Annotated in this window: 22 protein-coding genes; 11 read left to right on the forward strand and 11 right to left on the reverse strand. The window is 60.6% G+C overall.

Annotation, left to right across the window (positions count from 1 at the left end; all coding sequences use genetic code 11):
* Positions 1–59 precede the first annotated feature (59 nt).
* Positions 60–2,351 carry a fatty acid cis/trans isomerase gene (locus HX823_RS26985; RefSeq protein WP_177077570.1) on the reverse strand — a complete coding sequence of 764 codons (2,292 nt, stop codon included), beginning with the start codon at positions 2,349–2,351 and terminating at the stop codon, positions 60–62.
* A gap of 166 nt (positions 2,352–2,517) precedes the next feature.
* On the opposite strand from HX823_RS26985, the gene metH reads away from it, so the two are divergent.
* A complete protein-coding gene (gene metH, locus HX823_RS26990; protein ID WP_177077572.1) occupies positions 2,518–6,228 on the forward strand; it encodes a methionine synthase in 3,711 nt (1,236 codons plus the stop codon).
* Positions 6,229–6,280: 52 nt separating this feature from the next.
* Positions 6,281–6,499, forward strand: a complete 219-nt coding sequence (locus HX823_RS26995) for a DUF2970 domain-containing protein (protein WP_033902258.1) — start codon at positions 6,281–6,283, stop codon at positions 6,497–6,499.
* On the opposite strand, the gene HX823_RS27000 is transcribed toward HX823_RS26995, so the two are convergent.
* Positions 6,496–7,557, reverse strand: a complete 1,062-nt coding sequence (locus tag HX823_RS27000; protein WP_177077574.1) for an ABC transporter substrate-binding protein — start codon at positions 7,555–7,557, stop codon at positions 6,496–6,498. The genes HX823_RS26995 and HX823_RS27000 overlap by 4 nt on opposite strands.
* Positions 7,558–7,968: 411 nt before the next feature.
* Here HX823_RS27000 and HX823_RS27005 point away from each other — a divergent pair, with 411 nt between their 5' ends.
* Together HX823_RS27005 and HX823_RS27010 are read left to right on the forward strand one after the other, a co-directional pair.
* Complete coding sequence (locus HX823_RS27005) at positions 7,969–9,627, forward strand: nitrite/sulfite reductase (protein WP_033902260.1); 1,659 nt, start codon at positions 7,969–7,971, stop codon at positions 9,625–9,627.
* On the forward strand, positions 9,611–10,105 hold the full coding sequence (locus tag HX823_RS27010) for a DUF934 domain-containing protein (protein ID WP_033902261.1): 495 nt from the start codon (positions 9,611–9,613) through the stop codon (positions 10,103–10,105). The genes HX823_RS27005 and HX823_RS27010 overlap by 17 nt, the downstream gene beginning before the upstream one ends.
* A 41-nt stretch (positions 10,106–10,146) precedes the next feature.
* On the opposite strand, the gene HX823_RS27015 is transcribed toward HX823_RS27010, so the two are convergent.
* Positions 10,147–10,551: a MerR family transcriptional regulator gene (locus tag HX823_RS27015; protein WP_177077576.1), complete on the reverse strand. Its 405-nt coding sequence runs from the start codon at positions 10,549–10,551 to the stop codon at positions 10,147–10,149.
* A gap of 71 nt (positions 10,552–10,622) precedes the next feature.
* Between HX823_RS27015 and HX823_RS27020 the strand changes: the two genes are divergently transcribed.
* Together HX823_RS27020 and poxB are read left to right on the forward strand one after the other, a co-directional pair.
* Positions 10,623–11,855 (forward strand): NADH:flavin oxidoreductase/NADH oxidase family protein, encoded by a 1,233-nt coding sequence (locus tag HX823_RS27020; RefSeq protein ID WP_177077578.1) that lies wholly within the window; start codon positions 10,623–10,625, stop codon positions 11,853–11,855.
* A gap of 77 nt (positions 11,856–11,932) precedes the next feature.
* Positions 11,933–13,657, forward strand: a complete 1,725-nt coding sequence (gene poxB / locus HX823_RS27025) for a ubiquinone-dependent pyruvate dehydrogenase (protein ID WP_033902264.1) — start codon at positions 11,933–11,935, stop codon at positions 13,655–13,657.
* Here the strand turns inward: poxB and HX823_RS27030 are convergent.
* Complete coding sequence (locus HX823_RS27030; protein WP_177077580.1) at positions 13,654–14,505, reverse strand: LysR family transcriptional regulator; 852 nt, start codon at positions 14,503–14,505, stop codon at positions 13,654–13,656. The genes poxB and HX823_RS27030 overlap by 4 nt on opposite strands.
* A gap of 95 nt (positions 14,506–14,600) precedes the next feature.
* Here HX823_RS27030 and HX823_RS27035 point away from each other — a divergent pair, with 95 nt between their 5' ends.
* Entirely contained in the window at positions 14,601–15,230 is a 630-nt protein-coding gene (locus tag HX823_RS27035) for an FMN-dependent NADH-azoreductase (protein WP_177077582.1), read from the forward strand.
* Positions 15,231–15,273: 43 nt separating this feature from the next.
* On the opposite strand, the gene HX823_RS27040 is transcribed toward HX823_RS27035, so the two are convergent.
* A complete protein-coding gene (locus HX823_RS27040; RefSeq protein ID WP_016979713.1) occupies positions 15,274–15,831 on the reverse strand; it encodes an NADPH-dependent FMN reductase in 558 nt (185 codons plus the stop codon).
* Positions 15,832–16,058: 227 nt separating this feature from the next.
* On the opposite strand from HX823_RS27040, the gene HX823_RS27045 reads away from it, so the two are divergent.
* Entirely contained in the window at positions 16,059–16,295 is a 237-nt protein-coding gene (locus HX823_RS27045; protein WP_016979714.1) for a hypothetical protein, read from the forward strand.
* 61 nt (positions 16,296–16,356) lie between these two features.
* Here HX823_RS27045 and HX823_RS27050 read toward each other — a convergent pair whose 3' ends face one another.
* A complete protein-coding gene (locus HX823_RS27050; RefSeq protein WP_177077584.1) occupies positions 16,357–16,701 on the reverse strand; it encodes a hypothetical protein in 345 nt (114 codons plus the stop codon).
* A gap of 109 nt (positions 16,702–16,810) precedes the next feature.
* On the opposite strand from HX823_RS27050, the gene HX823_RS27055 reads away from it, so the two are divergent.
* On the forward strand, positions 16,811–17,704 hold the full coding sequence (locus HX823_RS27055; protein WP_177077586.1) for a LysR substrate-binding domain-containing protein: 894 nt from the start codon (positions 16,811–16,813) through the stop codon (positions 17,702–17,704).
* On the opposite strand, the gene HX823_RS27060 is transcribed toward HX823_RS27055, so the two are convergent.
* The 5 genes from HX823_RS27060 to HX823_RS27080 all read right to left on the reverse strand — a co-directional run bounded on the left by HX823_RS27060 (position 17,701) and on the right by HX823_RS27080 (position 22,801).
* Entirely contained in the window at positions 17,701–18,282 is a 582-nt protein-coding gene (locus HX823_RS27060) for a GNAT family N-acetyltransferase (RefSeq protein ID WP_177077588.1), read from the reverse strand. The two genes, HX823_RS27055 and HX823_RS27060, sit on opposite strands and share 4 nt — an antisense overlap.
* 8 nt (positions 18,283–18,290) lie before the next feature.
* Positions 18,291–20,546 carry an Orn/Lys/Arg decarboxylase N-terminal domain-containing protein gene (locus tag HX823_RS27065; RefSeq protein WP_038843984.1) on the reverse strand — a complete coding sequence of 752 codons (2,256 nt, stop codon included), beginning with the start codon at positions 20,544–20,546 and terminating at the stop codon, positions 18,291–18,293.
* Between the two features lie 202 nt (positions 20,547–20,748).
* A complete protein-coding gene (gene dnaQ, locus HX823_RS27070; protein ID WP_177053027.1) occupies positions 20,749–21,489 on the reverse strand; it encodes a DNA polymerase III subunit epsilon in 741 nt (246 codons plus the stop codon).
* A gap of 70 nt (positions 21,490–21,559) precedes the next feature.
* Positions 21,560–22,012 carry a ribonuclease HI gene (rnhA, locus tag HX823_RS27075; RefSeq protein WP_010210917.1) on the reverse strand — a complete coding sequence of 151 codons (453 nt, stop codon included), beginning with the start codon at positions 22,010–22,012 and terminating at the stop codon, positions 21,560–21,562.
* Between the two features lie 30 nt (positions 22,013–22,042).
* Positions 22,043–22,801, reverse strand: coding sequence for a methyltransferase domain-containing protein (locus tag HX823_RS27080; protein ID WP_016979721.1), 759 nt, complete (start codon positions 22,799–22,801; stop codon positions 22,043–22,045).
* A gap of 65 nt (positions 22,802–22,866) precedes the next feature.
* On the opposite strand from HX823_RS27080, the gene gloB reads away from it, so the two are divergent.
* Both gloB and HX823_RS27090 read left to right on the forward strand, forming a co-directional pair.
* Positions 22,867–23,634, forward strand: a complete 768-nt coding sequence (gene gloB / locus HX823_RS27085; protein ID WP_038849322.1) for a hydroxyacylglutathione hydrolase — start codon at positions 22,867–22,869, stop codon at positions 23,632–23,634.
* 98 nt (positions 23,635–23,732) lie between these two features.
* Positions 23,733–25,142: a lytic transglycosylase domain-containing protein gene (locus HX823_RS27090; RefSeq protein ID WP_177077590.1), complete on the forward strand. Its 1,410-nt coding sequence runs from the start codon at positions 23,733–23,735 to the stop codon at positions 25,140–25,142.
* Positions 25,143–25,309: the final 167 nt, after the last annotated feature.

The following is a 25,309-nucleotide window of genomic DNA, read 5'->3' on the forward strand; positions in this document are numbered from 1 at the left end:
TAAGGGCGGAACCAATATCAACCGTTACCGCAGCAACGGATATGTACCCCGAAACAATCTCACAAATTCTCATACCGATTCATATCCAACACCCCCTCCTCCACCGGCGTAGTCTCACGAATGTACGCCGACAAATCATGGAAATACTGCCAAAACAACGGATGACTACGCCGCACACCCCAACGATCCACAATCTTCTCAAACCGCTTGGCATCCTTGGCCCGCTCCATTTCAGCCACAAACTCCGGCACTTCCTGGGCCGGAATATTGAACATAAAGTTCGGATAGCTGCTCAACACACCCGGATAGATGGTCACCGTATCCAGGCCCGGCTGATAGCGATAAGCCTCACCCAACAGAAACGCCACATTACTGTGAGCACGATTGCGCAACATGCTATAGACCACACGCTTACCGCTGGCAGTCTCAACCCGCAGCATCGTCGCTTCAGGCAATTGATCGATAACCTTGAGCCCAGCGGCCGGGCGTGACGTCAGGCGGCTCAGCGCCTGCTCCGCATCCTGAATGGCGGGGTCGACACCATCACGGGAACAATAGGCGCCCATGCAACGGTTGATCGGATCCGGGCTCGCATTCAAATCACCGTAACGCGCCAGCAACTGGTTGGCAAAGTCGCGCTTCGGATCGTTTTCGCTCAGGTGCAGGCCGGTAGGCTTATCGTCATCAATCGCCTCATAGTCCAGCCACAGCTTGAGTTTGCCGCTGTTCTGATACCAATCATCCATGAAGTCTTCGCGAGAATCAGCCGGCATCAAGCGCAGGAAGTTTTGCTCGGCGCCATTGCGGATCAGGTCAAAGTACAACCGGGTCTGGGCCTGGTGCGACACATTGCCGAACACATCGAAGTTCACCGCCAACTGATAATAGGTGCGCTCCAGCAGCGGGTAGTCGAACAGCCACATGGTTTGTGGCACCTCGCCAATCAGGCCTTTGGTGACCGAGGCGCTGTCGAAGTGGCGGAAGATGCTCAGCAAGGCATTATCATTGCCCGCCCACAGGTTCGACCAGCTTGGCGGCGGCAAATCGGCGTAGCTGTCGCGGCGCAGCGCCTCGTATGCATTGCGCTTGTCACGATAGGCCAACCACAGGCTGAGCACGCTGCCGACATCATCGTTCTGCCCCGGCATGGCCAGCAACGGCGTGGCCTGGCCGCGATAGCGCGCATCGGTGATGTACAGGTCGTGGTCCGGGTCCTGGAACAACGTCCAGAAGTTGTCGCGGATCACATCCGTGGCGATCTGCCCACGGCACACCGGCCCACGGATAAAGGTGCGCACGAAGTACTCGGCGTTATCCAGCATGAACTGGTAACGCGCCTTGGCCGGAATGGCTTCAAAGGTCTCAAACGGGTTAGCGCGCCGGCCCGGACCATAGCCCGGCAAGGCGTTGACCTGCCAATTGCCGGCGTAGAACAACTCTTTAATACGTGCCATCTTCTCGGCACTGAACGGGTACGTGATGTGGGTTTTATGCACAATCACACCCTGCACCGACCACAGGCGATAGTACACACGGGTGCCTGGGTCATCATTGGGGCGACGGGTGGCGATCAGGTCGATTGGCTGACCGCTTGGCGTACGCGAGCGCACCCACTGGAAGAAATGCCCCGGTTCGCCATTTTCGAAGTAGATGTGCGCGAGAAACAGATGTTCGAACAACCACCGCGCCACCAGGCTTTCCCGGGCGCCCGGCTGGTTGAACAGGTTTTCCCACTGCTGGACCTGCAAGGCTTCCTTGGCGCTGGGCGCCAGGCCTTGTTCATCGATAGGTGCGCCGGACGCGAGCCAACGCTGCAAAGTCTGGTATTGCTGGTCCGTCAGGCCGGTAACCGCCAGCGGCATGCCCTCCTTGGGATGGGCACCGGCATAGGCATTGAACTCGCCAGGCATGGCACACATGTTTTCGCGGTTCAGGCCCAGTACGATGTCTTCGGGCAGCTTGGCATTGGGTTGCAACGGTGCGTTATGGCCCAGTTCCAGCATGCGTGCCATCAGCGCAGCCTGGCTGCCCTGGGCATCCAGCACCGAATAGAAGCCCTTTTGCTGCCAGGCCTGCTTGCCGAAAGCGTCATAGAACAACCGTGTGGTCGGTGTCGCCTGGCTGCGCTCACCATCGTAGACCGGCACTTTGCTGGCGCCACGGGCCGCACCCTCGCCGCTGCCCAGGTTCAGTTGACAGGCAGAGTCGTAGCAGGCGTGGCAGGCCACGCATTTCTCGGTGAAGATAGGTTGAATGTCGCGGGTGTACGAAATCGCCGGGGCGGGTCCGTCGGCCTGTGCAATGCAGGCGACCAGTGCCAGGACGGCGCTGGTGATGAGGCGAAGTGACATGTATCCGGTCCCGATTCAATACGTACGCTGAAAATTTGCTGGTGATTCTACCGGGCCACACCCGACAGCAACATGAACGATATTCATGCAAAACCTGCACATGCTCTAAATCGGCACAGGTTTGCTATGATTCACGCCCTCCGAAATGCCTGACCAGAGTAGTCCCATGTCCGATCGTAGCGTTCGTCTGCAAGCCCTTCATCAAGCCCTCAAGGAACGTATCCTGATCCTCGACGGCGGTATGGGCACGATGATCCAGAGCTACAAGCTTGAGGAAAATGACTACCGTGGCAAACGCTTCGCCGATTGGCCAAGCGACGTCAAGGGTAACAACGACCTGCTGGTGATCACCCGTCCGGACGTGATTGGAGGCATCGAAAAAGCCTACCTGGATGCCGGTGCCGACATCCTCGAAACCAACACCTTCAACGCCACGCGCATCTCCATGGCCGACTACGGCATGGAAGAACTGGCCTACGAGCTAAACGTAGAAGGCGCACGCCTGGCGCGCAAGATCGCCGACGCCAAGACCGCAGAAAACCCGGACAAGCCGCGTTTCGTCGCCGGCGTGCTCGGCCCGACCAGCCGCACCTGCTCGCTGTCGCCCGATGTGAACAACCCCGGCTACCGCAACGTAACCTTCGATGAGCTGGTGGAGAACTACACCGAAGCCACCAAAGGCCTGATCGAAGGCGGCGCCGACCTGATCCTGATCGAGACCATTTTCGACACCCTCAACGCCAAGGCCGCGATCTTTGCCGTGCAGGGCGTGTTCGAGGCATTGAACATCGAACTGCCGATCATGATCTCCGGCACCATCACCGACGCCTCCGGCCGTACCCTGTCGGGCCAGACCACCGAAGCGTTCTGGAACTCCGTGGCCCACGCCAAGCCGATTTCCGTGGGGCTGAACTGCGCCCTGGGTGCCAGCGAGTTGCGTCCGTACCTGGAAGAGTTGTCGAACAAGGCCAACACCCACGTTTCTGCGCACCCGAACGCCGGTCTACCCAACGAATTCGGCGAGTACGACGAGTTGCCGTCACAAACCGCCAAGGTCATCGAAGAATTCGCCCAGAGCGGCTTTCTCAACATTGTCGGCGGTTGCTGCGGCACCACGCCTGGCCACATCGAGGCCATCGCCAAGGCCGTGGCCGGTTACGCGCCGCGCCAGATCCCGGATATCCCGAAGGCTTGCCGCCTGTCGGGCCTGGAACCTTTCACCATCGACCGCAGCTCGTTGTTCGTCAACGTCGGTGAGCGCACCAACATCACCGGCTCGGCCAAGTTCGCCCGCCTGATCCGCGAGGACAACTACACCGAAGCCCTGGAAGTCGCCCTGCAGCAGGTGGAAGCCGGCGCCCAGGTGATCGACATCAACATGGACGAAGGCATGCTGGATTCGAAGAAGGCCATGGTGACCTTCCTCAATCTGATTGCCGGCGAGCCGGACATCTCCCGCGTGCCGATCATGATCGACTCCTCTAAGTGGGAAGTGATCGAGGCTGGCCTCAAGTGCATCCAGGGCAAGGGCATCGTCAACTCCATCAGCATGAAGGAAGGCGTGGAGCAGTTCATCCACCACGCCAAGCTGTGCAAGCGCTACGGCGCCGCCGTGGTGGTGATGGCGTTCGACGAAGCCGGCCAGGCCGACACCGAAGCGCGCAAGAAAGAAATCTGCAAACGCTCCTACGACATCCTGGTCAATGAAGTCGGCTTTCCGCCGGAAGACATCATCTTCGACCCGAACATCTTCGCGGTCGCCACCGGTATCGAAGAGCACAACAACTACGCTGTCGACTTCATCAACGCCTGTGCCTACATTCGTGACGAACTGCCGTACGCGCTGACCTCCGGCGGCGTGTCCAACGTGTCGTTCTCGTTCCGTGGCAACAACCCGGTGCGTGAGGCGATCCACTCGGTGTTCCTGCTGTATGCGATCCGCAACGGCCTGACCATGGGCATCGTCAACGCCGGCCAGCTGGAGATCTACGACCAGATCCCGGCCGAGCTGCGTGACGCCGTGGAAGACGTGGTGCTCAACCGCACGCCGGAAGGCACCGACGCCCTCCTCGCCATCGCTGACAAGTACAAGGGCGACGGCAGCGTCAAGGAAGCCGAGACCGAAGAATGGCGCGGCTGGCCGGTGAACAAGCGCCTGGAACACGCGCTGGTCAAGGGCATCACCACGCATATTGTCGAGGACACCGAAGAGTCGCGACTGTCGTTCGCACGCCCGATCGAAGTGATCGAAGGTCCGCTGATGTCCGGCATGAACATCGTCGGCGACCTGTTTGGCGCGGGCAAAATGTTCCTGCCCCAAGTGGTGAAATCCGCCCGCGTGATGAAGCAGGCCGTGGCGCACTTGATTCCGTTCATCGAGCTGGAAAAAGGCGACAAGCCGGAAGCCAAGGGCAAGATCCTGATGGCCACGGTGAAAGGCGACGTGCACGACATCGGCAAGAACATCGTCGGCGTGGTGCTGGGTTGCAACGGCTATGACATCGTCGACCTGGGCGTGATGGTGCCGGCGGAGAAGATCCTGCAGGTGGCCAAGGAGCAGAAGTGCGACATCATCGGGCTGTCCGGCCTGATCACGCCGTCCCTGGACGAGATGGTGCACGTGGCCCGTGAGATGCAGCGCCAAGACTTCCACTTGCCGCTGATGATCGGTGGCGCCACCACCTCCAAGGCCCACACGGCGGTGAAGATCGAGCCCAAGTACAGCAACGATGCCGTGGTGTATGTCACCGACGCCTCGCGTGCAGTCGGCGTGGCGACTCAGCTGCTGTCCAAGGAGCTGAAAGCCGGCTTCGTGGAGCGGACCCGCGAAGAATACGTGGAAGTGCGCGAGCGCACCGCAAACCGCAGCGCCCGCACCGAACGCCTGAGCTACGCGGCCGCCATCGCCAAGAAGCCGCAGTTCGACTGGAGCACCTACACGCCGGTAGTGCCGACCTTTACCGGCGCCAAGGTGCTGGACAATATCGACCTCAAGGTGCTGGCCGAGTACATCGACTGGACGCCGTTCTTCATTTCCTGGGACCTGGCGGGGAAATTCCCACGCATCCTGACTGATGAAGTTGTCGGTGAAGCGGCGACCGCGCTGTACGCCGATGCCCAGGAAATGCTCAAGAAACTGATCGACGAAAAACTCATCAGCGCCCGTGCCGTGTTCGGTTTCTGGCCGACCAACCAGGTGCAGGACGATGACCTGGAAGTCTACGGTGACGACGGCCAGCCGATTGCCAAGCTGCATCACCTGCGCCAGCAGATCATCAAGACCGACGGCAAGCCGAACTTCTCCCTGGCCGACTTTGTGGCGCCCAAGGACAGCGGCGTGACCGACTACATCGGTGGTTTCATCACCACCGCCGGCATCGGCGCCGAAGAAGTCGCCAAGGCCTACCAGGACGCGGGCGACGACTACAACTCGATCATGGTCAAGGCCCTGGCCGACCGCCTGGCCGAAGCCTGCGCCGAATGGCTGCACCAGCAAGTGCGTAAAGACTACTGGGGTTATGCCAAGGACGAGCAACTGGACAACGAGGCGCTGATCAAGGAGCAGTACAGCGGCATCCGCCCTGCCCCGGGCTACCCGGCGTGCCCGGATCACACCGAGAAAGGCACCTTGTTCCAACTGCTGGACCCGGAGGCACGCGAGATGGAAGCGGGCCGCAGTGGCGTGTTCCTCACCGAGCACTACGCGATGTTCCCGGCTGCTGCCGTCAGTGGCTGGTACTTCGCGCATCCACAGGCGCAGTACTTTGCCGTGGGCAAGATCGACAAGGACCAGGTGGCGAGCTACACCGCGCGTAAAGGCCAGGACCTGAGCGTGACCGAGCGTTGGCTGGCGCCAAACCTGGGTTACGACAACTAAGCCCGGCGGGATTGTCTATGCTGTCCCTCACACACCTTGTGTCGAGGGATGTATGGACGATCCAGTCAACAACAAGCCCCCTACCTTCTGGCAAATGCTGCACAGCGTGATGGCGGCCGCGTTTGGCGTGCAAAGCGGCAAGAACCGCGCCCGCGACTTCACCCACGGCAAGCCCAGCCACTTTGTAGTGCTGGGTATTCTGTTCACGGCGGTGTTTGCCTTGACGCTGTTCGGCATCGTCAAGCTGGTGCTGCTGTTGGCCGGTGTCTAGCGCAGCAGCAATTGCAGGCTGAACGGGTAACGGTAGGACGCCGGCTTGCCGACGGCAGACAGTGCCCGGAAATCAACAGGCGCCATGGGCCCCAGCAAGCGTTGTGCCTGGAGCGTGTCTATCAGCTGGAACAGCGCTTGCTGGCGGTCACGCCCACCATGGGCGCTGATATCCACGCCCTTGGCGTCATCATTGATCAACACCATCGCCCAGCCGCCCAGGGTGAAATGCCCGGCGACCAGCGTACTCAACCGCCCTTCCAGCCGCGCCTGCAAGATCTGCGGCGAGCTGTTCACTGCGCTGAACAACACCTCCTTGCCCGGCACGCGCCCGCTGTCCTGTAACGCCTGCATGGCACCCAGCGCCATCTCGTCGTTGGCCGACCACACCAGCGCGGTTTGCGGATAGCGCTTGAACAGCAGCGTGGCTTGCTCGTACGCACGTTGACGGCTCCATTCGCCGTAGACCAACTGGCGCAGGCGTACTTCTGGGTGCTCGGCCAGGGCGCGGCGCAAGCCCTGTTCGCGCAATTGCGCGGCCGGGGTGGTCTTGGTGCCGGAGAATGCCAATAGGTCGATGGTCTCACCGGCTGCGACCGGACCGTGCTGGCGCAGTAGATCGGTGAGCATCAGGTAGCCGGCCTGTTCGTCGTCGGCAACCATGCTGGCGATCCAGCCTGCACTGTTGCCGAGCAATTGTACCTGATCGGCGGTCAGCGCGTTGTTCACGATCAGCAGCTTCACCCCACTGCCCTGGGCCATGCGCAGGATCTGCGGGGCGACGTACTGCTCGTTCACCAACACCAGATAATCCGGCCGCTCGTTGCCTTGCAGTGCTTCGCGCGCCTGGTTCAGGGTGTTGTGGGCGTCACGCTCGGCATAGCGCACACGCAAATGCAGGCCGAGGTCCTTGGCACCGGCCTGCATGAATTGCGCGTAGCTGACCCAGAAGGTTTCCGTCGACATGCCAGGGTTGAGAAACACCACCGACGTGGCATGGGCCATCGCCCCGTACGCCGATCCCAGCAACCACACACACGCAATCAGCACCTTCGACATGGATGTTCAAGCCTTGAATATTGACCGCCATGATAGTGGCATTGCGACAGTCAATCGAGGCTGTTTACTGGTGGCTTACCCAGAACACGGCAGTTCCCACGACCAGAATGATCAGGAACAGGATGGCCCAGGCATCAACGGTACTGTCGAGTTTACGGGCTTTTGTCGAATTGCTCATCGCATCGCCTCTTGTCGGTTTTATAGGTGATAACGTTCAGACACGCTCACAGTAAAGTCGACGATTGCCCGCATGACAAATGTGGGTATCGCGATAACCGTTCTCATTAGTCATTTTGGTTATTTGCATATACTCAAACATCACTTTTGCGCATAAACGCAAACTGGTATCGTGCGCCGGCTCCGTTGGGAGTGCGCGGCCGTGCGCGCAGATTTGCCGAGAACAGGACCTATATGTACGTATACGACGAATACGATCAGCGCATCATCGAGGACCGCGTCAAGCAGTTCCGTGATCAGACCCGACGCTATCTGGCAGGTGAACTGAGCGAAGAAGAGTTCCGCCCTCTGCGCCTGCAAAATGGCCTTTATGTTCAGCGCTTTGCGCCGATGCTGCGGGTGGCCGTGCCCTATGGCCAACTGACGTCGCGCCAGACGCGCATGATGGCCAAGATTGCCCGCGACTTCGACAAAGGCTATGCCCACATCAGTACCCGCCAGAACGTACAGTTCAACTGGCCGGCGCTGGAAGATGTGCCGGATATCCTGGCTGAACTGGCCACCGTGCAGATGCACGCCATTCAGACCAGCGGTAACTGCCTGCGTAACGTGACCACCGATCAATTCGCCGGTGTTGCCGCCGACGAGCTGATCGACCCACGCCCCTGGTGCGAAATCGTCCGTCAATGGACCACCTTCCACCCCGAATTCGCCTACCTGCCGCGCAAGTTCAAGATCGCCATCAATGGCTCGACCTCGGACCGTGCGGCCATCGAAGTGCACGATATCGGCCTGGAGCCGGTGCACAACGCAGCCGGCGAGCTGGGCTTTCGCGTATTGGTCGGTGGCGGCCTGGGCCGTACCCCGGTGGTCGGTGCCTTCATCAACGAGTTCCTGCCGTGGCAGGACCTGTTGAGCTACCTCGATGCGATCCTGCGGGTCTACAACCGCTACGGCCGTCGTGACAACAAGTACAAGGCCCGGATCAAGATCCTGGTCAAGGCGCTGACCCCTGAGGTGTTCGCCCAGAAAGTCGACGCCGAGATGGAACACCTGCGCGGCGGCCAGACCACCCTGACCGAAGCCGAAGTGCACCGCGTCGCCAAGCACTTCGTCGACCCTGAATACAAGGCCCTGAGCAATCAGGACGCCGAGTTCGCAGCGCTGGACCAAGAACACCCAGGCTTCGCCCGCTGGCGTGGCCGCAACACCCTGGCGCACAAGAAACCAGGTTATGTCGCGGTGACCCTGTCGCTGAAACCGACCGGTGTTGCACCGGGCGATATCACCGACAAGCAGCTGGACGCCGTCGCCGACCTGGCCGAGCGCTACAGCTTCGGTCAACTGCGCACCTCCCACGAGCAGAACATCATCCTCGCGGACGTTGAACAGAGCCAACTGTTCACCCTGTGGGGCGAGCTGCGCGAAGGCGGTTTCGCCACGCCGAACATCGGCCTGCTGACCGACATCATCTGCTGCCCAGGCGGCGATTTCTGCTCCCTGGCCAACGCCAAGTCGATCCCGATTGCCGAATCGATCCAGCGCCGTTTCGACGACCTGGACTACCTGTTCGACATCGGCGAGCTGGACCTGAACATCTCCGGTTGCATGAACGCCTGTGGTCACCACCATGTCGGCCACATCGGCATCCTGGGCGTGGACAAGAAAGGCGAAGAATTCTACCAAGTGTCCCTGGGTGGCAGCGCCAGCCGCGATGCGAGCCTGGGCAAGATCCTCGGCCCATCCTTCGCCCAGGAAGCCATGCCCGAGGTGATCGGCAAACTGATCGATGTGTACATCGAACAGCGCACCGAAGATGAGCGTTTCATCGACACCTACCAGCGCATCGGCATCGACCTGTTCAAGGAGCGCGTCTATGCAGCGAATCATTAAGAACAACGAAGTCCTCGACGAAACCTGGCACCTGCTGCCCAAGGACGCGAGCTTCGACGGCATTTCCAACTGCGACGACCTGATCGTGCCGTTGGCCCTGTGGCGCGAACACGCGCACGCCCTCAAGGCCCGCGACGGCGGCCTGGGCGTATGGCTGGATGCGGAGGAAGAAGCCGAAGAAATCGGTGACGACGTGGAGCACTTCCAGGTCATCGCCCTTAACTTCCCGGCTTTCACCGACGGCCGCAACTACTCCAACGCGCGCCTGCTGCGTGACCGTTATGGTTACAAAGGCGAGTTGCGCGCGATTGGCGATGTGCTGCGCGACCAGCTGTTCTACCTGCGCCGCTGCGGGTTCGATGCCTTCGCCCTGCGCGCCGACAAAGACCCGTACGAAGCGCTGGAAAGCCTCAAGGACTTCTCGGTAACGTACCAGGCCGCCACGGACGAACCACTGCCGTTGTTCCGCCGTCGCTGAGTCTTGGCGCATGAAAAAGCCCTGGCATGCCAGGGCTTTTTTTATGCATTGAGTTTGATCGACGCCAGCACCTGCTTTTGCCCCATGCTGCACGGCACACCGTCGGGCTGCGCGCGCACCGCTTCGATCACCCCCAGCAATTGCGCCTTGCTATGAGCCAGTTGCGCTTGCATCGCTTCGATCTGCGCGACCTTGCGCTCCAGCGCTTCGATCAGCTCTTCACGCTTGTGCTCACCCGGCGCCGGCATCAGCGCCTTGAGTTCCTGCAAGGTAAAACCTGCCTGTTGCGCGCTCTGAATCAGCTGCAACGTCTGCAACGCTTCCGCCGAGTAGCGCCGATAACCATTGGCTTGGCGCCCCACCTGGCTGATCAGCCCCTCGGCTTCATAAAAGCGGATCCGCGACGCCGCCAGCCCACTCTGCTTTGCCAGCTCACCAATATTCATCGCTGCACCTGCTTGACATTAAAGTTAACTTTAAGCTTAGCCTGAGGCCTCCCCCGCTCAGGAGTCAACCCATGTCACCCTTTGAAGCCCTGCAACTGCCCAATGGCCAAGTCCTTTCCAACCGCATCGCCAAGGCCGCGATGGAAGAAAACATGGCCGATGGCAATCAGGCGCCGTCCCCTGAGCTGAAGCAGCTGTACAAGGCTTGGGCACAGGGCGAGCCTGGCTTGTTGATCACCGGCAACGTGATGGTCGACCGCCGCGCCATGACCGGCCCCGGTGGCGTGGCCCTCGAAGACGAGCAGCACCTGGCGAGCTTTCGCGAGTGGGCCGACGTGGCGCGCGGCAACGGCGTGCACTTCTGGGTACAACTCAGCCATCCAGGCCGCCAGACCCCGGCCAACCTGCGCCAGCGAGCCATTGCGCCTTCTGCCGTAGCGCTCGACCTGGGGGCTTTCTCGAAGATGTTTGCCACGCCCAAGGCCATGACCGAGGACGATATCCAGGATGTGATCCAGCGCTTTGCCACCAGCGCACGCCTGGCTGAAAAAGCCGGGTTTACCGGCGTGCAGATCCACGGCGCCCATGGCTACTTGCTCAGCCAGTTCCTGTCGCCTCTGAGCAACCAGCGCACCGACCGCTGGGGCGGTTCCCTGGAAAACCGCGCGCGGCTGTTGCTGGAAGTGATCCGTGCGGTGCGCGCCAGCGTCAGCCCGTCGTTTTGTGTCGCCGTCAAACTCAACTCCGCCGACTTCCAACGGGGCGGTTTTGCAGAAGCCGATGCACGCGCCGTGGTCGAAATGCTCAACCCGCTGCCCATCGACCTGCTGGAATTATCCGGCGGCAGTTACGAAGCACCGGCCATGCAAGGCGAAGCGCGTGACGGCCGCACCCTGGCGCGGGAGGCGTACTTCCTGGAGTTCGCCAGCCAACTGGCGACCATTGCCAAGATGCCGGTGATGGTCACCGGCGGCATCCGTCGCCTGCCCATCGTGCAACAGGTGCTGGACAGCGGCGTCGCCATGGCCGGGATCGCTACCGCCCTGACGCTGGAGCCGCAGCTGATCCAGCACTGGCGCGAAGGTCGCGACCCCAACCCGCAGCTCAAGCCCATCGACTGGAAACGCAAACCGCTGGCCTCCCTCGCCATTCTTGCCGTGGTGCGCTACCAGATGCGCCGCCTCAGCCGCGGCCATTTGCCCAAGGCCAACGTCGCACCGTGCATGGCGCTGGTGCGGGACCAATGGTTTCTGGCGCGGCGCACCCGGCAATACCGGGCGGCCATGACGCAATCTTCACATTAAAGGATGAACATCCGCCGTGATCGAACTGTCCCCTATTGATCAGCAGTTTTTAACCTCACTGACGATTGGAGTTCTTCATGGCGAAAATCAACCTGGCCCAGCAATTGGCGACCACCCTAGAGCAGGCAGGCATCAAGCGTATCTGGGGCCTGACCGGCGATAGCCTCAATGGCCTCACCGACGCCCTGCGTACCATGGACAGTATCGAGTGGATGCATGTGCGTCACGAGGAAGTGGCTGCGTTCGCGGCCGGCGCCGAAGCGGCGGCCACCGGAGAACTGACCGTGTGCGCCGGCAGCTGCGGGCCGGGCAACCTGCATTTGATCAATGGCCTGTTCGACTGCCATCGCAATCATGTGCCGGTGCTGGCAATTGCCGCGCAGATTCCGTCGTCGGAGATCGGCCTGAACTACTTCCAGGAAACCCATCCGCAGGAACTGTTCAAGGAGTGCAGCCACTTTATCGAGCTGGTCACCAACCCCGAACAGATGCCTCACGTGCTGCACCGCGCCATGCGTTCGGCGATCCTCAATCGCGGCGTGGCGGTGGTGGTGATTCCGGGCGATGTGTCGCTGCTGGAAGTCGAAGACAAGCTCAAGCCGTGGCCCGCCTTGCATGCGCCACGCACGCTGCCGGCGGAGCAGGACCTGCAACGCCTCACCGAGATCCTGGAAAGCAGCCAGAAAACCACCCTGCTGTGTGGCAGCGGCTGTGCCGGCGCCCATGACCAGGTGGTGGCCCTGGCCGACGCCCTCGGCGCCCCTGTGGTACACGCCCTGCGCGGTAAAGAACACGTGGAATGGGACAACCCGTTCGACGTGGGCATGACCGGCCTGATCGGCTTCAGCTCTGGCTACCATGCCATGCTCGACTGCGACACCTTGATCATGCTCGGCACCGACTTCCCCTACCGCCAGTTCTACCCAACCGACGCCAAGATCATTCAGGTCGACCGTAACCCGCAGGCCCTCGGCCGCCGCGCCACACTGGACCTGGGCATTGCCGCGGATGTCAGCGAAACCATCGGCGCCCTGCTGCCGCGCCTGACGCGCAAGACCGATCGCAGCTTTCTCGAAACGTCCCTGAAGCATTACGAGAAAGCCCGCCAGGGGCTGGACGACCTCGCTCAACCCTCGAAAGCCAATCGACCGATTCACCCGCAATACGTCGCACGTTTGCTCAGTGAATTGGCGGATGACGATGCAATCTTTACCGCCGATGTCGGATCGCCCACCGTGTGGGCTGCGCGCTATTTGAAGATGAATGGCAAGCGCCGCCTGATCGGTTCGTTCAACCACGGCTCGATGGCCAATGCCATGCCCCAGGCGATAGGTGCGCAAGCAGCCTTTCCGGATCGGCAGGTGATCTCGATGTCGGGTGACGGTGGTTTCGCCATGCTGATGGGGGATTTCATCTCGTTGGCGCAGCTAAAGCTGCCGGTGAAAGTCATCGTTTTCGATAACTCTTCCTTGGGGTTCGTAGCCATGGAAATGAAGGCTGCGGGCTATCTGGATGCCGGTACCGAGCTGAAAAACCCGGACTTCGCCGCCATGTCCAACGCCATGGGCATTCTCGGCATTCGCGTGGAGCAATCCGAAGACCTGGAACCGGCCCTGCGCCGCGCCCTCGCCCATGACGGCCCGGTGCTGGTGGACGTGGTCACCGCGACCCAGGAGTTGGTGATGCCGCCGACCATCAAGCTGGAACAGGCCAAGGGGTTCAGCCTGTATATGCTCAAGGCGGTGATGAGTGGCCGTGGCGATGAGGTGATCGAACTGGCACGGACCAACTGGTTGCGCTAGCGCAAGGAAGCACCGTAGCGGACCACTACTTCGGTGATCACCTCGACCATGCGTGGGTCCGCCTCCGGCGCGCTGAACAGACGGAACTCGGCATCGGGCAATTCGGGCAAACCGTGCTCCGCGCCGAGTATCGTCAAACCTGGCACCAGTTGGCTGCGCGCGATCGGCGCGATGGCGAATCCTGCCAGCGCAGCGGCATGCAGCGCCGCATAGCTGGAGCAAAGCATAGCGGTACGTTGGACGATGCCCACCTGGGCCAAGCGTGAAAGCGCCGCTTCGCGATAAGGGCAAGGCTCGGGAAACAGCGCCAAGGGCAAGGGCGTCGGCAGTGTCGTCAGCGGTTGCGCAGACCAGGCCCATACCAACGGCTCCTGCCACAGCGCCAGGCCAGGCTCGCTGGACTCGCACAATGAACCGACCACAACATCCAGCTCGCCCTGCTTCATCAATGCCAGCAACGAACCGGGAATCCCCACCTGCACAGTGATTTGCAGGCCGGGATATTGCGCGGCAACCTCCTGCAACTCGCGCAACAGACGCGCATCCGCGAACTCTTCCGACACACCAACGCGCAGGTTTCCTTCAAATGCCGAGCGCGTCAGCTCGGCCCAAGCATTGCGATTCAGCGCCAGGATGCCGCGTGCGTAAGCCATCAGGCGTTCGCCGTCCGGCGTCAGTTGCTGGGAGCGCGTGGTGCGGGTGAGCAAGGGCTTGCCCACCTGCTCCTCCAAACGCCGCAGATGCCCGCTGACCGCCGATTGTGTGAGGTGCAAACGGGCAGCGGCGCGGCTGAAGCCTTCTTCATCCACCACGGCGACAAAGGTTTTTAGCAGGACGATATCGAACATATTCTGATAACAGATTAATCAAGCGATAAAACACGATTTATATTTCACTTGGCGCTATGTTGCAATGCTTGGGCCATCTTTCTCCGAGACCCGCCATGACCACCCTCCTGCACATCGAATGCTCACCGCGCAAAAAGCGCTCCGCCTCTTTGGAAATCGCCCGCCAGTTTATCGCGCGGTATCAGCAGAACGCGCCCGACACCCAGGTCAATACCCTGGACCTCTGGGCGCTGGACCTGCCCGAATTCGACGGCCCGATCATGGACGCCAAATACGCCGGGCTCAGTGGAACGCCCATGAGCGAAGAACAAGCCCTCGCCTGGGAAACGCTGAAAAGGCTGGCGGCCCAACTGCATCAGGCTGACGTGCTGGTGTTCTCGGTTCCGCTGTGGAATTTCGCCGTGCCCTACAAGCTCAAGCACTTTATCGACGTGGTGTCGCAGAAGGACGTGTTGTTCGAATTCAGCCCGGAGCACGGGTTGCGCGGGCTGCTGCGCAACAAGAGGGCGGTGAACGTGTATGCGCGGGGTATGGATTTTTCGGCGCCGGACACCCAGGCGATGGATTTCCAGAAGCCTTACATGGAGGCCTGGCTAGGCTTTATCGGGGTGACGGATGTGCACTCGCTCTATGTGGAGAAGACCATCCTGGGGCCGGAGGTCGATCAGGCGTCGCGCCTGAAAAGCACGGAGTTGGCGTTGTTGCTTGCGGATCAGTTGGCCTGACAACACGCAAAAAACCCGGCCGCTTTGGCCGGGCCTACAGCGGTCAACCGTGCTGTTTTTCGACCCACTTGCCATAGGCGTCAATGAACGCCTGCAAGAACGGCTTGGTCTTTTCCGAGACCTTGCCCGCCTCGTCAAACACACTGCCCGCGCCGCCCAGATAGGCCTCCGGCTGCTGCATGCACGGTACATCAAGGAACACCAGGGACTGGCGCAGGTGATGGTTGGCGCCAAATCCACCAATCGCACCCGGCGATACACTGATGATCGCGCCCGGCTTGCCACTCCAGGCGCTCTGCCCGTAAGGCCGCGAACCGACGTCGATGGCGTTCTTCAACGGGGCGGGCACGGAGCGGTTGTATTCCGGGGTCACGAACAACACCGCGTCGGATGAACTCACGTGTTTGCGGAAAGTACTGTAGGCTGCCGGCGGTGTCGCACCGTCAATGTCTTCGTTGTAGAGCGGCAAATCGCCAATTTCCACAATGTTCAACTTCAGGTTGGCCGGGGCCAGTTCGGCCAGTGCCAGTGCGACCTTGCGGTTGATCGAGTCTTTTCTCAAGCTGCCGACCACGACGGCTACGGTGTAGACCTTGCTCATTGGGGTTTCCCGACGTCTGACTAAAGGAGCTTGTAGTTATAGAGTCTTCGCGGCGTGTTCACCAGAAGGTTTTGATATTCCTGCGGGCGTTTGCCTGGCACCGCGACACGTAGGAAGCATCTGAAAATATCAGCGAATAGTATTTTTATTCCGTAAGTAAACTACCCCGCTCCATGACGGTCTACAGAACCGCAAATCGAGTGTTTATCTCCAGAGGTTCTAAACAGATGGCAGCAGTATTAGTCGGACAGTTTCATGCCAGAGACGCAGAAGGACGCGTGTATTCGGTGCATGAGTTCCAGGAATCCAACCCGGCGCAAGGCGACCTGGCTGGCTCGGCACCTACCACCACCTACAAGCTGGCCATTGGCGACCGTGTAGAGAAACTGGAAGGCGACGAATTCAAGTTGATCCAATCGGGCACCATTCTTGTGCGCGAATCGCAAACCACCCTCGCGTCATAAGATTTCGCCCTATCGACCTGCTCAGTCCTGGCCATTGACGGCATTGACTGGGCTGGGGTGATCACGGACGACGGATCTCCGTGACCTCGATGCCCTGCTCTCCCTGCACCTTCTTCAGCGTCACCATCAACCGCCCCCGCTCGCCTTCAACGGCATACATCGAACGCTGGTAGCCCGCCGAGTTGTAGCCGGGATGCGCGACCACCTGCCTGACCAACTCCATACCCAGCACCGAGCCTACCTGCTCGACCACCTGTTCCTGGGAGCGGATAAAGGCTTCAAGTGCCAGATTTTCCGGCGCGGTATCGTTTTGAGTGTCGAGGAGATAAGCAGCCACGCAGCCGACGGTCACCAGGACCAGCAGTTGCTTGGCCGTTACCCCGAGGAAAATCGAGGGTAAAGGCATATGAGACCAGACCTGTTTTTGTTGTTAATGCCGGTAGCCGGCTGTGGTCGTTGATGATCAGCATCGCCATTCTATTGAATACCGGGCCCGCTGCACATAGACTCCGGCGATGCGTTTACGTCATATCGAAGTGATTCAGGCCATCTTGCAGACCGGACACCCAGGCTTGGCCGCCGAGTGGTTGCAACTCTCCGTGGGCGATGTGGACGCGGCGCTCAAGGACGCCGAGCAGCAGTTGGGTTTTATGCTGTTCGCCAGTGTGCGTGGACGTTTGCAGGCCACCCGGGAAACCCTGGAACTGCAAGCCGAAATCGCCCACGTCTATGAAGCGCTGGAGCCGGTGCAACGCTTGGCCAGCCGCTTGAAACATCATCATGCCCCCACCCTGCGCGCCCTGTGTACGCCGCCGCTGGCCAACCAACTGCTACCGCAAAGCATTGCAGTGTTGCGCCGACGTTTTCAGGACACACCGTGCAACCTGTCTAGCCAACCGACCCGAGAGATCGTCAGAAGTTTGCTGCTGCACGAAGCCGATGTGGGCTTGAGCCTGCATGACCCGGAACATCCGCAGATCCACTGCACGGTATTGGCTCAGGGCAAACTGCAATTGCTCGCCCCCCATGGCTGGCTCAAGCCCAAGCAAAAATACATCGCGCTACAGGACCTCGCGGGGCAATCGATAATCGGCCTGGAAGGGCAAGACCCGCTCAGCCGCCTGCTGGATGCCAAGCTGCAAGCCCTGCGCCCGCTGCCGGTGGTGCAGACACGCGTACAGACCTACCAAATGATGCGCAGCATGGTGGAAGCCGGAGAAGGCCTGGCAGTGGTCGACCCCTTCACCGCGTTCGGCGCGCGTGAGGCTGGGCTGGATGCCTGCCCGGTGTCGCCGCCGATCATCGCCAGCCTGTACGCGCTGACCCTCAAGGACGGCGTGACCTCACCCGCGCTTAATGCGCTGCTGGAAATCGTGACGCAAAAGGCCGAGGGCCTGTTGGCAGGTTAAGGCTTGTCGACTTCGCTCTTGAACAGCCGATACCAAAAAATCGCTACTTCACGGGTTTGCGGATCGATGCCGCGATAGCGTAGGTGATCGACCCCGCCCATCACATAACCGCAACGCTCGTACAATCGGCAGGCGCCCAGGTTGTTGTTCTGGGTTTCCAGCATCATGCCCGGCAGGTTCTTCTTGCGACTCCAGAACTGCGCCACATCCAGCAACGCCTTGGCCACCCCATGACGCCGCGCAGGCAAGGCCACCGCCAGTTCGTCGACGTGGGCAAAACCATTCCAGTTGGTGCTGACCACGATATGTCCCACCGGGCGATCATCCAGGTAGGCCATGAAGATCGCGCTGTCGGGCGCATCGCGGAAACTGGCGAACTCTTCAGGGTCTATGCCATAACACTTGCGGTACGGCAGGATGCGCTCCAAGGGCCATTGATCGACCCGCGTGCCCATCTGCGGCTCACCGTAGGCGCTGACTTCAAAGCTGAAGTCATTGCCCCACACGTAGGCATCAAAGCCTTCGTCGGCGACCCGTACACTGAGCCCCGGATACTTCGGGTTCATTACAGCTTGCATAACCATCCTTAACCCTTGATGCAATCGACGGTGTAACAACGACCACTGCCGTCATCTTCGTGTTGCAACCCATGAACATCGGCGACAAAACCGGGGAAACTGCTATCGAACGTCCGGGCAAACGCCAGGTAGTCGATGATCGAGCGCGTCGACTCGGTAAAGCGCTCGCCCGGCATGATCAATGGAATACCGGGCGGGTAAGGCACCAGCATCACTGCTGCGACGCGGCCTTGCAAGGCATCAATAGAGACTGCCTCCACTTCGCCCCTCACCAATTGGTCGTAGGCGTCGGCCGGTTTCATCGCGATTTCCGGCAAGACGGTGTACATGCGCTTGAGGTGTTTGGCCGTGGCATTGCTGCGGTAACAGCCGTGCAATTGGTTGCACAAATCGCTCAACCCCAGCCCTTGGTAACGCGCCGGCCCTTGGGCAAACACCGAAGGCAGGCAACTGGCCAGGCTGACATTCGCGTCGTAACTGCGCTTGAATTCCAGCAACTCGGTGAGCAAGGTACTCCATTTGCCCTTGGTGATGCCCATGGAGAACAACACAAGGAAGGAATACAGCCCGGTTTTTTCCACCACCAGTCCACGCTCCCAGAGGAATTTGCTGACGACCGCTGCGGGAATCCCGCAATCGCTGAGGGCGCCGCCGGCATTGAGGCCGGGCATCACCAGGGTCACTTTGATCGGGTCCAGCAGCACATAGTCTTCGGCCACGTCGCCGAAGCCATGCCAATCATCCTCAGGATGCAACAGCCAATCGGCGGTGACGACGCGGTCGATACCCGCGACCGAGGGCGGCTGCCAGATCGAAAACCACCAATCCTCTTCAGCAATGTGCTGGCGCAAGTTGGCCAGGGCGCGGCGGAAACTCAATGCCTCGTCGAACATTTCCTGTAACAGCGAACGCCCGGCCGGGCCTTCCATCATCGCCGACGCTACATCCAGCGAAGCAATGATGCTGTATTGCGGCGACGTGGAGATGTGCATCATGAAGGCTTCGTTGAACCGATCACGGTCCAGTTGGCGTGCGCCACCGTCCTGCACATGGATCATCGAGGCCTGGCTGAAGGCCGCTAGCAGCTTGTGGGTCGAGTGGGTGGTGAACACCAACGGGCTGTCTGGCGTGCGCGAAGTGCCCATGCCGTAGCGCCCGGCGAAAAACTCGTGAAACGCCGCGTAGGCATACCAGGCTTCGTCAAAATGCAGCACCTCGACACTGTTGCCCAGTTGCTGCTTGATCAGCTCGGCGTTGTAGCAGAGCCCGTCATAGGTGGAATTGGTCACCACCGCCATTTTCACTTTCGGCGGGCGGCCACGGGTCAGCGGGCTGGCGTCGATCTTGGCGCGGATCGATTCGGGGCTGAATTCACTCAGGGGAATCGGGCCGATAATCCCCAGTTCGTTGCGTTCGGGGCACAGGTACAACGGGATGGCGCCGGTCATGATGATCGAATGCAACACCGACTTATGGCAATTGCGGTCTACCAGCACCAGGTCATCGCGGCCGACCATGGAGTGCCAGACGATCTTGTTGGCGGTAGAGGTGCCGTTGATCACGAAGAAGGTGTGGTCGGCGCCAAAGTTGCGCGCGGCGCGGGCTTCGGCTTCGGCCAGTGGGCCGGTGTGGTCCAGCAACGAGCCGAGTTCAGGCACCGATACCGACAGGTCGGAGCGCAGCGTGTTTTCCCCGAAGAACTGATGAAACGCCTGCCCCACCGGGCTCTTGCGGTAGGCCACGCCACCGCCATGGCCGGGGGTGTGCCAGGAGTAATTGGAGTCGGCGGTATGTTGCACCAGCGCCTTGAAGAATGGCGGCAACAGGCCATCCAAATAGGTGCGTGCCGCACGGGCGACTTGCCGCGCAAGAAACGGCACGGTGTCTTCGAATAGATAGAGAATGCCGCGCAGCTGGTTGAGTTCGCTCATGGCGTCGGCGGGCGCATTTTCCAGGGTGACTTGCTCGCCCAGGGCAAAGATCGGCAGGTTCGGCGCCCGCAGCCGCGCCAGGCGGATCAGCTCGACCATGTTTTGCAGCAGGTGGGTATTTTCGCCGGCACCCTCGGCGGCGATCAGCATGCACGCCAAGCCATGATGGGTAGACGCCACCAATCGCCCTTCGGCGTAATCCACTGCGGAAAAAATACTGAAGCCCTCTTGTTCCAGCTCTCGGGCGATGCCTCGAACCCGGTCACCGGCAACGGTGTCGGCCTTGATGTCACGGTGCACGATAAGCACAGGAAACTTCAGGTCTTTGTACATGAGTGCGTTCAGTCCTGAGGGCTATGCACTCAAGGGTAGAAGCTGGGGGGCGATGACGCGAATGAAGATTTCAACGGTTGTACAAATCAAAGGTGGGAGCGGGCTTGCTCGCGAATGCAGTGTGTCAGTCGATAGATAAGTTAACTGAACCACCCTATTCGCGAGCAAGCCCGCTCCCACATGTTTACCACGCTTTTCCAGCCTATTGCTGGGTCAGGGTCGACCACAACGCCGGCGCACCCGCCGACTTGGCAATCGCTTCCAGCCGCGCCGCATGCTCGGCCAGGTCCTGCTCACTGGCGCGGATGATCGTGGTCGGCTTGCGGTCGCCTGGCAGGCGACGGATTTCCGAAGGACGGTTGCCCGAGCCTTCCGCCGAGCCGCTGCCATCGGAAGCGTTACCCGCCAGGGACAGGCTGGTCTGCCCGCCGGTCATGGTCAGGTAGACGTCAGCAAGAATCTCGGAGTCGAGCAAGGCGCCGTGAAGTTCACGGCCGGAGTTGTCGACGCCATAACGCTTGCACAAGGCATCGAGGCTGTTGCGCTGGCCGGGGTGGCGCTCACGGGCCATCATCAAGGTGTCGAGGATCGAGCAGTGCTGGGAGATGTCTGCGCGATCGGTCTGCCCCATCAGGGCAAATTCGTTGTTGATGAAGCCGACGTCGAACGCCGCGTTATGGATGATCAACTGGGCGCCGTTGATGAACTCAAAGAATTCATCGGCGACTTCAGCGAAACGCGGCTTGCCCTTGAGGAACTCGTCGGTGATGCCGTGGACGCCGATCGCGCCTTCGTCACTGTCGCGGTCCGGTTGCAGGTAGACGTGGAAGTGACGCCCGGTGAGGCGGCGACCCATCAGTTCGACACAGCCGATTTCAATGATCCGGTGGCCGTCGGTCACCGGCATGCCGGTGGTTTCGGTATCGAGTACAACAGATCGGATGGCCATCAGGGTTCAGCTCTCAACGGTGTGGTGTATTTCAAGGGGCGCGATATTAACACGTGAGTCGACATCAGCTCTGTTTGTAGCCGCGCACTTCGTCTACGCCACGGTTGGCCAACTGGTCGGCGCGCTCGTTGCCGGGGTGGCCGATGTGGCCGCGTACCCATTTCCAGGTGATGTCATGGCGATTGCATTGTTCATCGAGCAGTTGCCACAGGTCGGCATTCTTCACCGGCTCCTTGGCCGCCGTCTTCCAGCCGCGTTTCTTCCAGTTGACCATCCACTCGTTGATGCCCTTCATCACGTATTGCGAGTCGGTCACCAGCAACACGTTGCAACGGCGCTTGAGTTCTTCCAGGCCGCGAATCGCGCCCATCAGCTCCATGCGGTTGTTGGTGGTATTGGGCTCGCCGCCCCACAACTCTTTCTCTACGCCCTTGCACACCAGCAACGCGCCCCAGCCGCCAGGGCCGGGGTTGCCTTTGCAGGCGCCATCGGTGAAGAGTTCTACGCTATCGGTCATCGGTTGCTCGGTATTCATTCAAAAAGAGGGTCATGCGTCGCTTTGCTTGCGGTTGACCTTGGCCATCGGCATCGGCACCAACTTGCCCATCGGCTCGCGGCGTACCTGTTGCACCGGCCGCAACCCAACCACGATCTTGCGCGCCACCAGCAGATAGAAGCCGCCGCCCGACAACTGCCAGGCGCCTGCGCGGCGTTCCCAGCCGGCCAGGCGGGCTTGCCACTTGGTCGACGCAAGCGGCGGACGATAGCACCCGAAGCGGCGTTTCTCCAGCGCGAAGCCCAGCAGGTTCAGCCAGTCCCCTACCCGTTGCGGCGAGATGCAACGCGCCTGGCGCAAGGCGTCGTGGGCGAACACATGGCGCAAGCCCCAACTGCTCCAGGGGTTGATCCCGACAATCAGCAAATGACCACCCGGACGCACACTGCTCGCCGCTTCGCGCAGCAAGCCGTGGGGCGACAGGCAGAAATCCAGGCCATGCTGTAACACCACCACGTCGGCGGCGTGCTCGCTCAACGGCCAGGCCTGCTCTTCGCAGACAATCTCCACCCCCGGCAACGGTGCACCCAGGCGCACATTGCGCTGCACCTGGGGCGCGCACGGTGGCGTTTCGGCCGAAGGTCCGTAATGCACCAGGTAGCCGCCAAAGAACCGGCCCAACTCGTCTTCGAGCATGCGCCGTTCTTCGTCCAGCAGAAATTGCCCGATCGGACCGGACAGCCATTCACGGGCTGCACTGATCAGGGCCAGCCACTCAGGATCGGCCTGGGCGAACGCTTTATCAGTCATTGCATTCTCCAACTCGCCTAGACGTTCTAAGATGCACCAATGTGTTCCGCTTGGCGAATCGAAGAATGATACAGATCAGTGCCCTGCCCGCCTTCACCGATAACTACATCTGGTTGTTACAAGACCCGAGCACCCAGCGCTGCGCCGTGGTCGACCCCGGCGATGCCGCGCCGGTGCTGGCCTGGCTCAAGCAAAACCCTGAGTGGGTCCTGAGCGACATCCTGATCACCCACCATCACCACGACCATGTCGGCGGCGTCGAACAACTCAAACGGGTGACTGACGCCAAGGTCTACGGCCCGGCCAACGAGAAAATCCCGGCGCGGGACGTCGCCCTGAACGATAACGACCGCATCAGCGTGCTCGGCTGGGACTTCGACATTTATACCGTGCCCGGCCACACCCTGGGCCATATCGCGTTTTATCACCAGGGCGTGCTGTTCTGTGGCGACACCCTGTTCGCCGCCGGTTGCGGGCGCCTGTTCGAAGGCACGCCAGAACAGATGCACACCTCCCTTGAGCGTCTGGCCGCTCTGCCCGCCGATACCTTGGTGTACTGCACCCACGAATACACACAAAGCAACCTCAAGTTTGCCCAGGCCGTGGAACCGGACAATGCCGATATCGCCGAACGGGTGGAAAACGTCCGCCAATTGCGCGAACGTGGCGAGATCACGCTGCCTTCCAACCTGGCCCTGGAAAAGCGCACCAACCCCTTTCTGCGCACCTCTGAAACATCCGTTAAACAAAAAGCGGACGAACGGAATGGCCGCGACAACCGCTCTGGGGCCGAGGTGTTTGCTAGCTTGAGGGCGTGGAAAGATAAGTTCTAACGGGAAGCAATCTGATACGCAATTTCTGAATGGTTGACCGGAACCAAACGGGTTTCTAGAATCGCCCGACATTTTTGCCCGGAACTTACTTCCAGCCAATGTCGTCATCTATTCGTAAATCCAACCATTCAGACGCATTGACCCGCCTGGCTCAAGCTGTGGCGGTGGCTGTGTCCGCCACGCTGGCGGGCTGCCAATCAAGCAATTTCACCGCACAATCCACCGTGCAACCCAAGCCAAACCTCAGCGCCAAGATCAAACAGAAACCCGTCATCTGGCTTTCGCAGAAGCCCGCTCCCGAAGTGCCCCAGGATGTCTGGGAGCGCATGCGAAGGGGCTTTCAACTGCAGGACGGTGTAGGCGTCAACCCACGTATCGAGCAACAGCGACTGTGGTTCGCCAGCAACCCTTCCTTCCTTGAGAACGCCGGCGAACGCGGCAGCCTCTATATTCATTACATCGTCGAACGCCTTGAAGAACGCAACATGCCCCTGGAGCTGGCGCTGCTGCCAGTGATTGAAAGTGCCTACAACCCAATGGCCTATTCGCGCAGCGATGCGGTCGGCTTGTGGCAGTTCATCCCCTCCACCGGGCGCTACTTCAACCTGCGCCAGACCCGCGCCTATGATGGCCGCCGCGACATCACCGCCTCCACCACTGCCGCCCTCGACTACCTGACCCGTCTGCACGACATGTTCAACGGTGACTGGCTGTTGGCCCTGGCCGCCTACAACGCCGGCGAAGGCACGGTGAGCCGGGCAATCGAGCGCAACGAGAAGCTCGGCCTGCCGACCGACTACTGGAACCTGCCCCTGCCCCAGGAAACCAAGGACTACGTGCCCAAGTTCCTGGCGCTGTCCCAGGTGGTGCTGGCGCCCGAGGCCTATGGCGTCAACCTGAACCCGATTGCCAACACGCCGTACTTCGAAGTGGTTGAAGTCAAGCAAAGCATGGACCTGTCACGGGTCGCCGCGCTGGCCGAGATCGACGAAGACGAACTGTTCCAGCTCAACCCCGCGCTGAAACAACGCACCACCCTGGATGGCCCGCAGCATCTGTTGGTGCCAAGTTCCAAGGCACAACTGCTCACCAGCACCCTTTCGACGATGAAGCCTGAAGAATTGCTGGCGATGCGTCCGAAAAAGCAGGTGTTCGACGAAGTCGAGACCGCGCGCGTTGCCGGCCGTACCCGCAACTACAAGGTGCGCAGTGGCGACAACCTGACGCTGATCGCCAAGGCCAACAAGGTCGATGTGCATGACTTGCAGCGCTGGAACAAGCTCAACGGCCAGGCGCTCAAGGTCGGCCAGACCCTGGTGATGCAAGACACGCGCAAAGTCGTGGCCAGCAGCAAGAAGCCGGTGCAGTACAAGGTCAAGAAGGGTGATTCGCTCTACATCGTCGCCAAGCGCTTCAACGTTGAGATGCAACATCTCAAGCGTTGGAACCCGCGTACTGGCCAGGCGCTGAAGCCGGGGCAGATGCTGGTGGTTTCCGGACCACGCTGAGGCCTGAAGCACACCGGGGAGCTAATGTGGGAGCGGGCTTGCTCGCGAATGCGGTGTGTCAGTCACTAGATGCATTAACTGATCCTCCGCATTCGCGAGCAAGCCCGCTCCCACATTGGATCTACATCATCCCAATCGGCTTTTTCCAACCGGAACAAGCTGTTACT

This window comes from Pseudomonas sp. P7759 (assembly GCF_013386445.1).
Taxonomy (GTDB): Bacteria; Pseudomonadota; Gammaproteobacteria; order Pseudomonadales; family Pseudomonadaceae; genus Aquipseudomonas; species Aquipseudomonas azotoformans_A.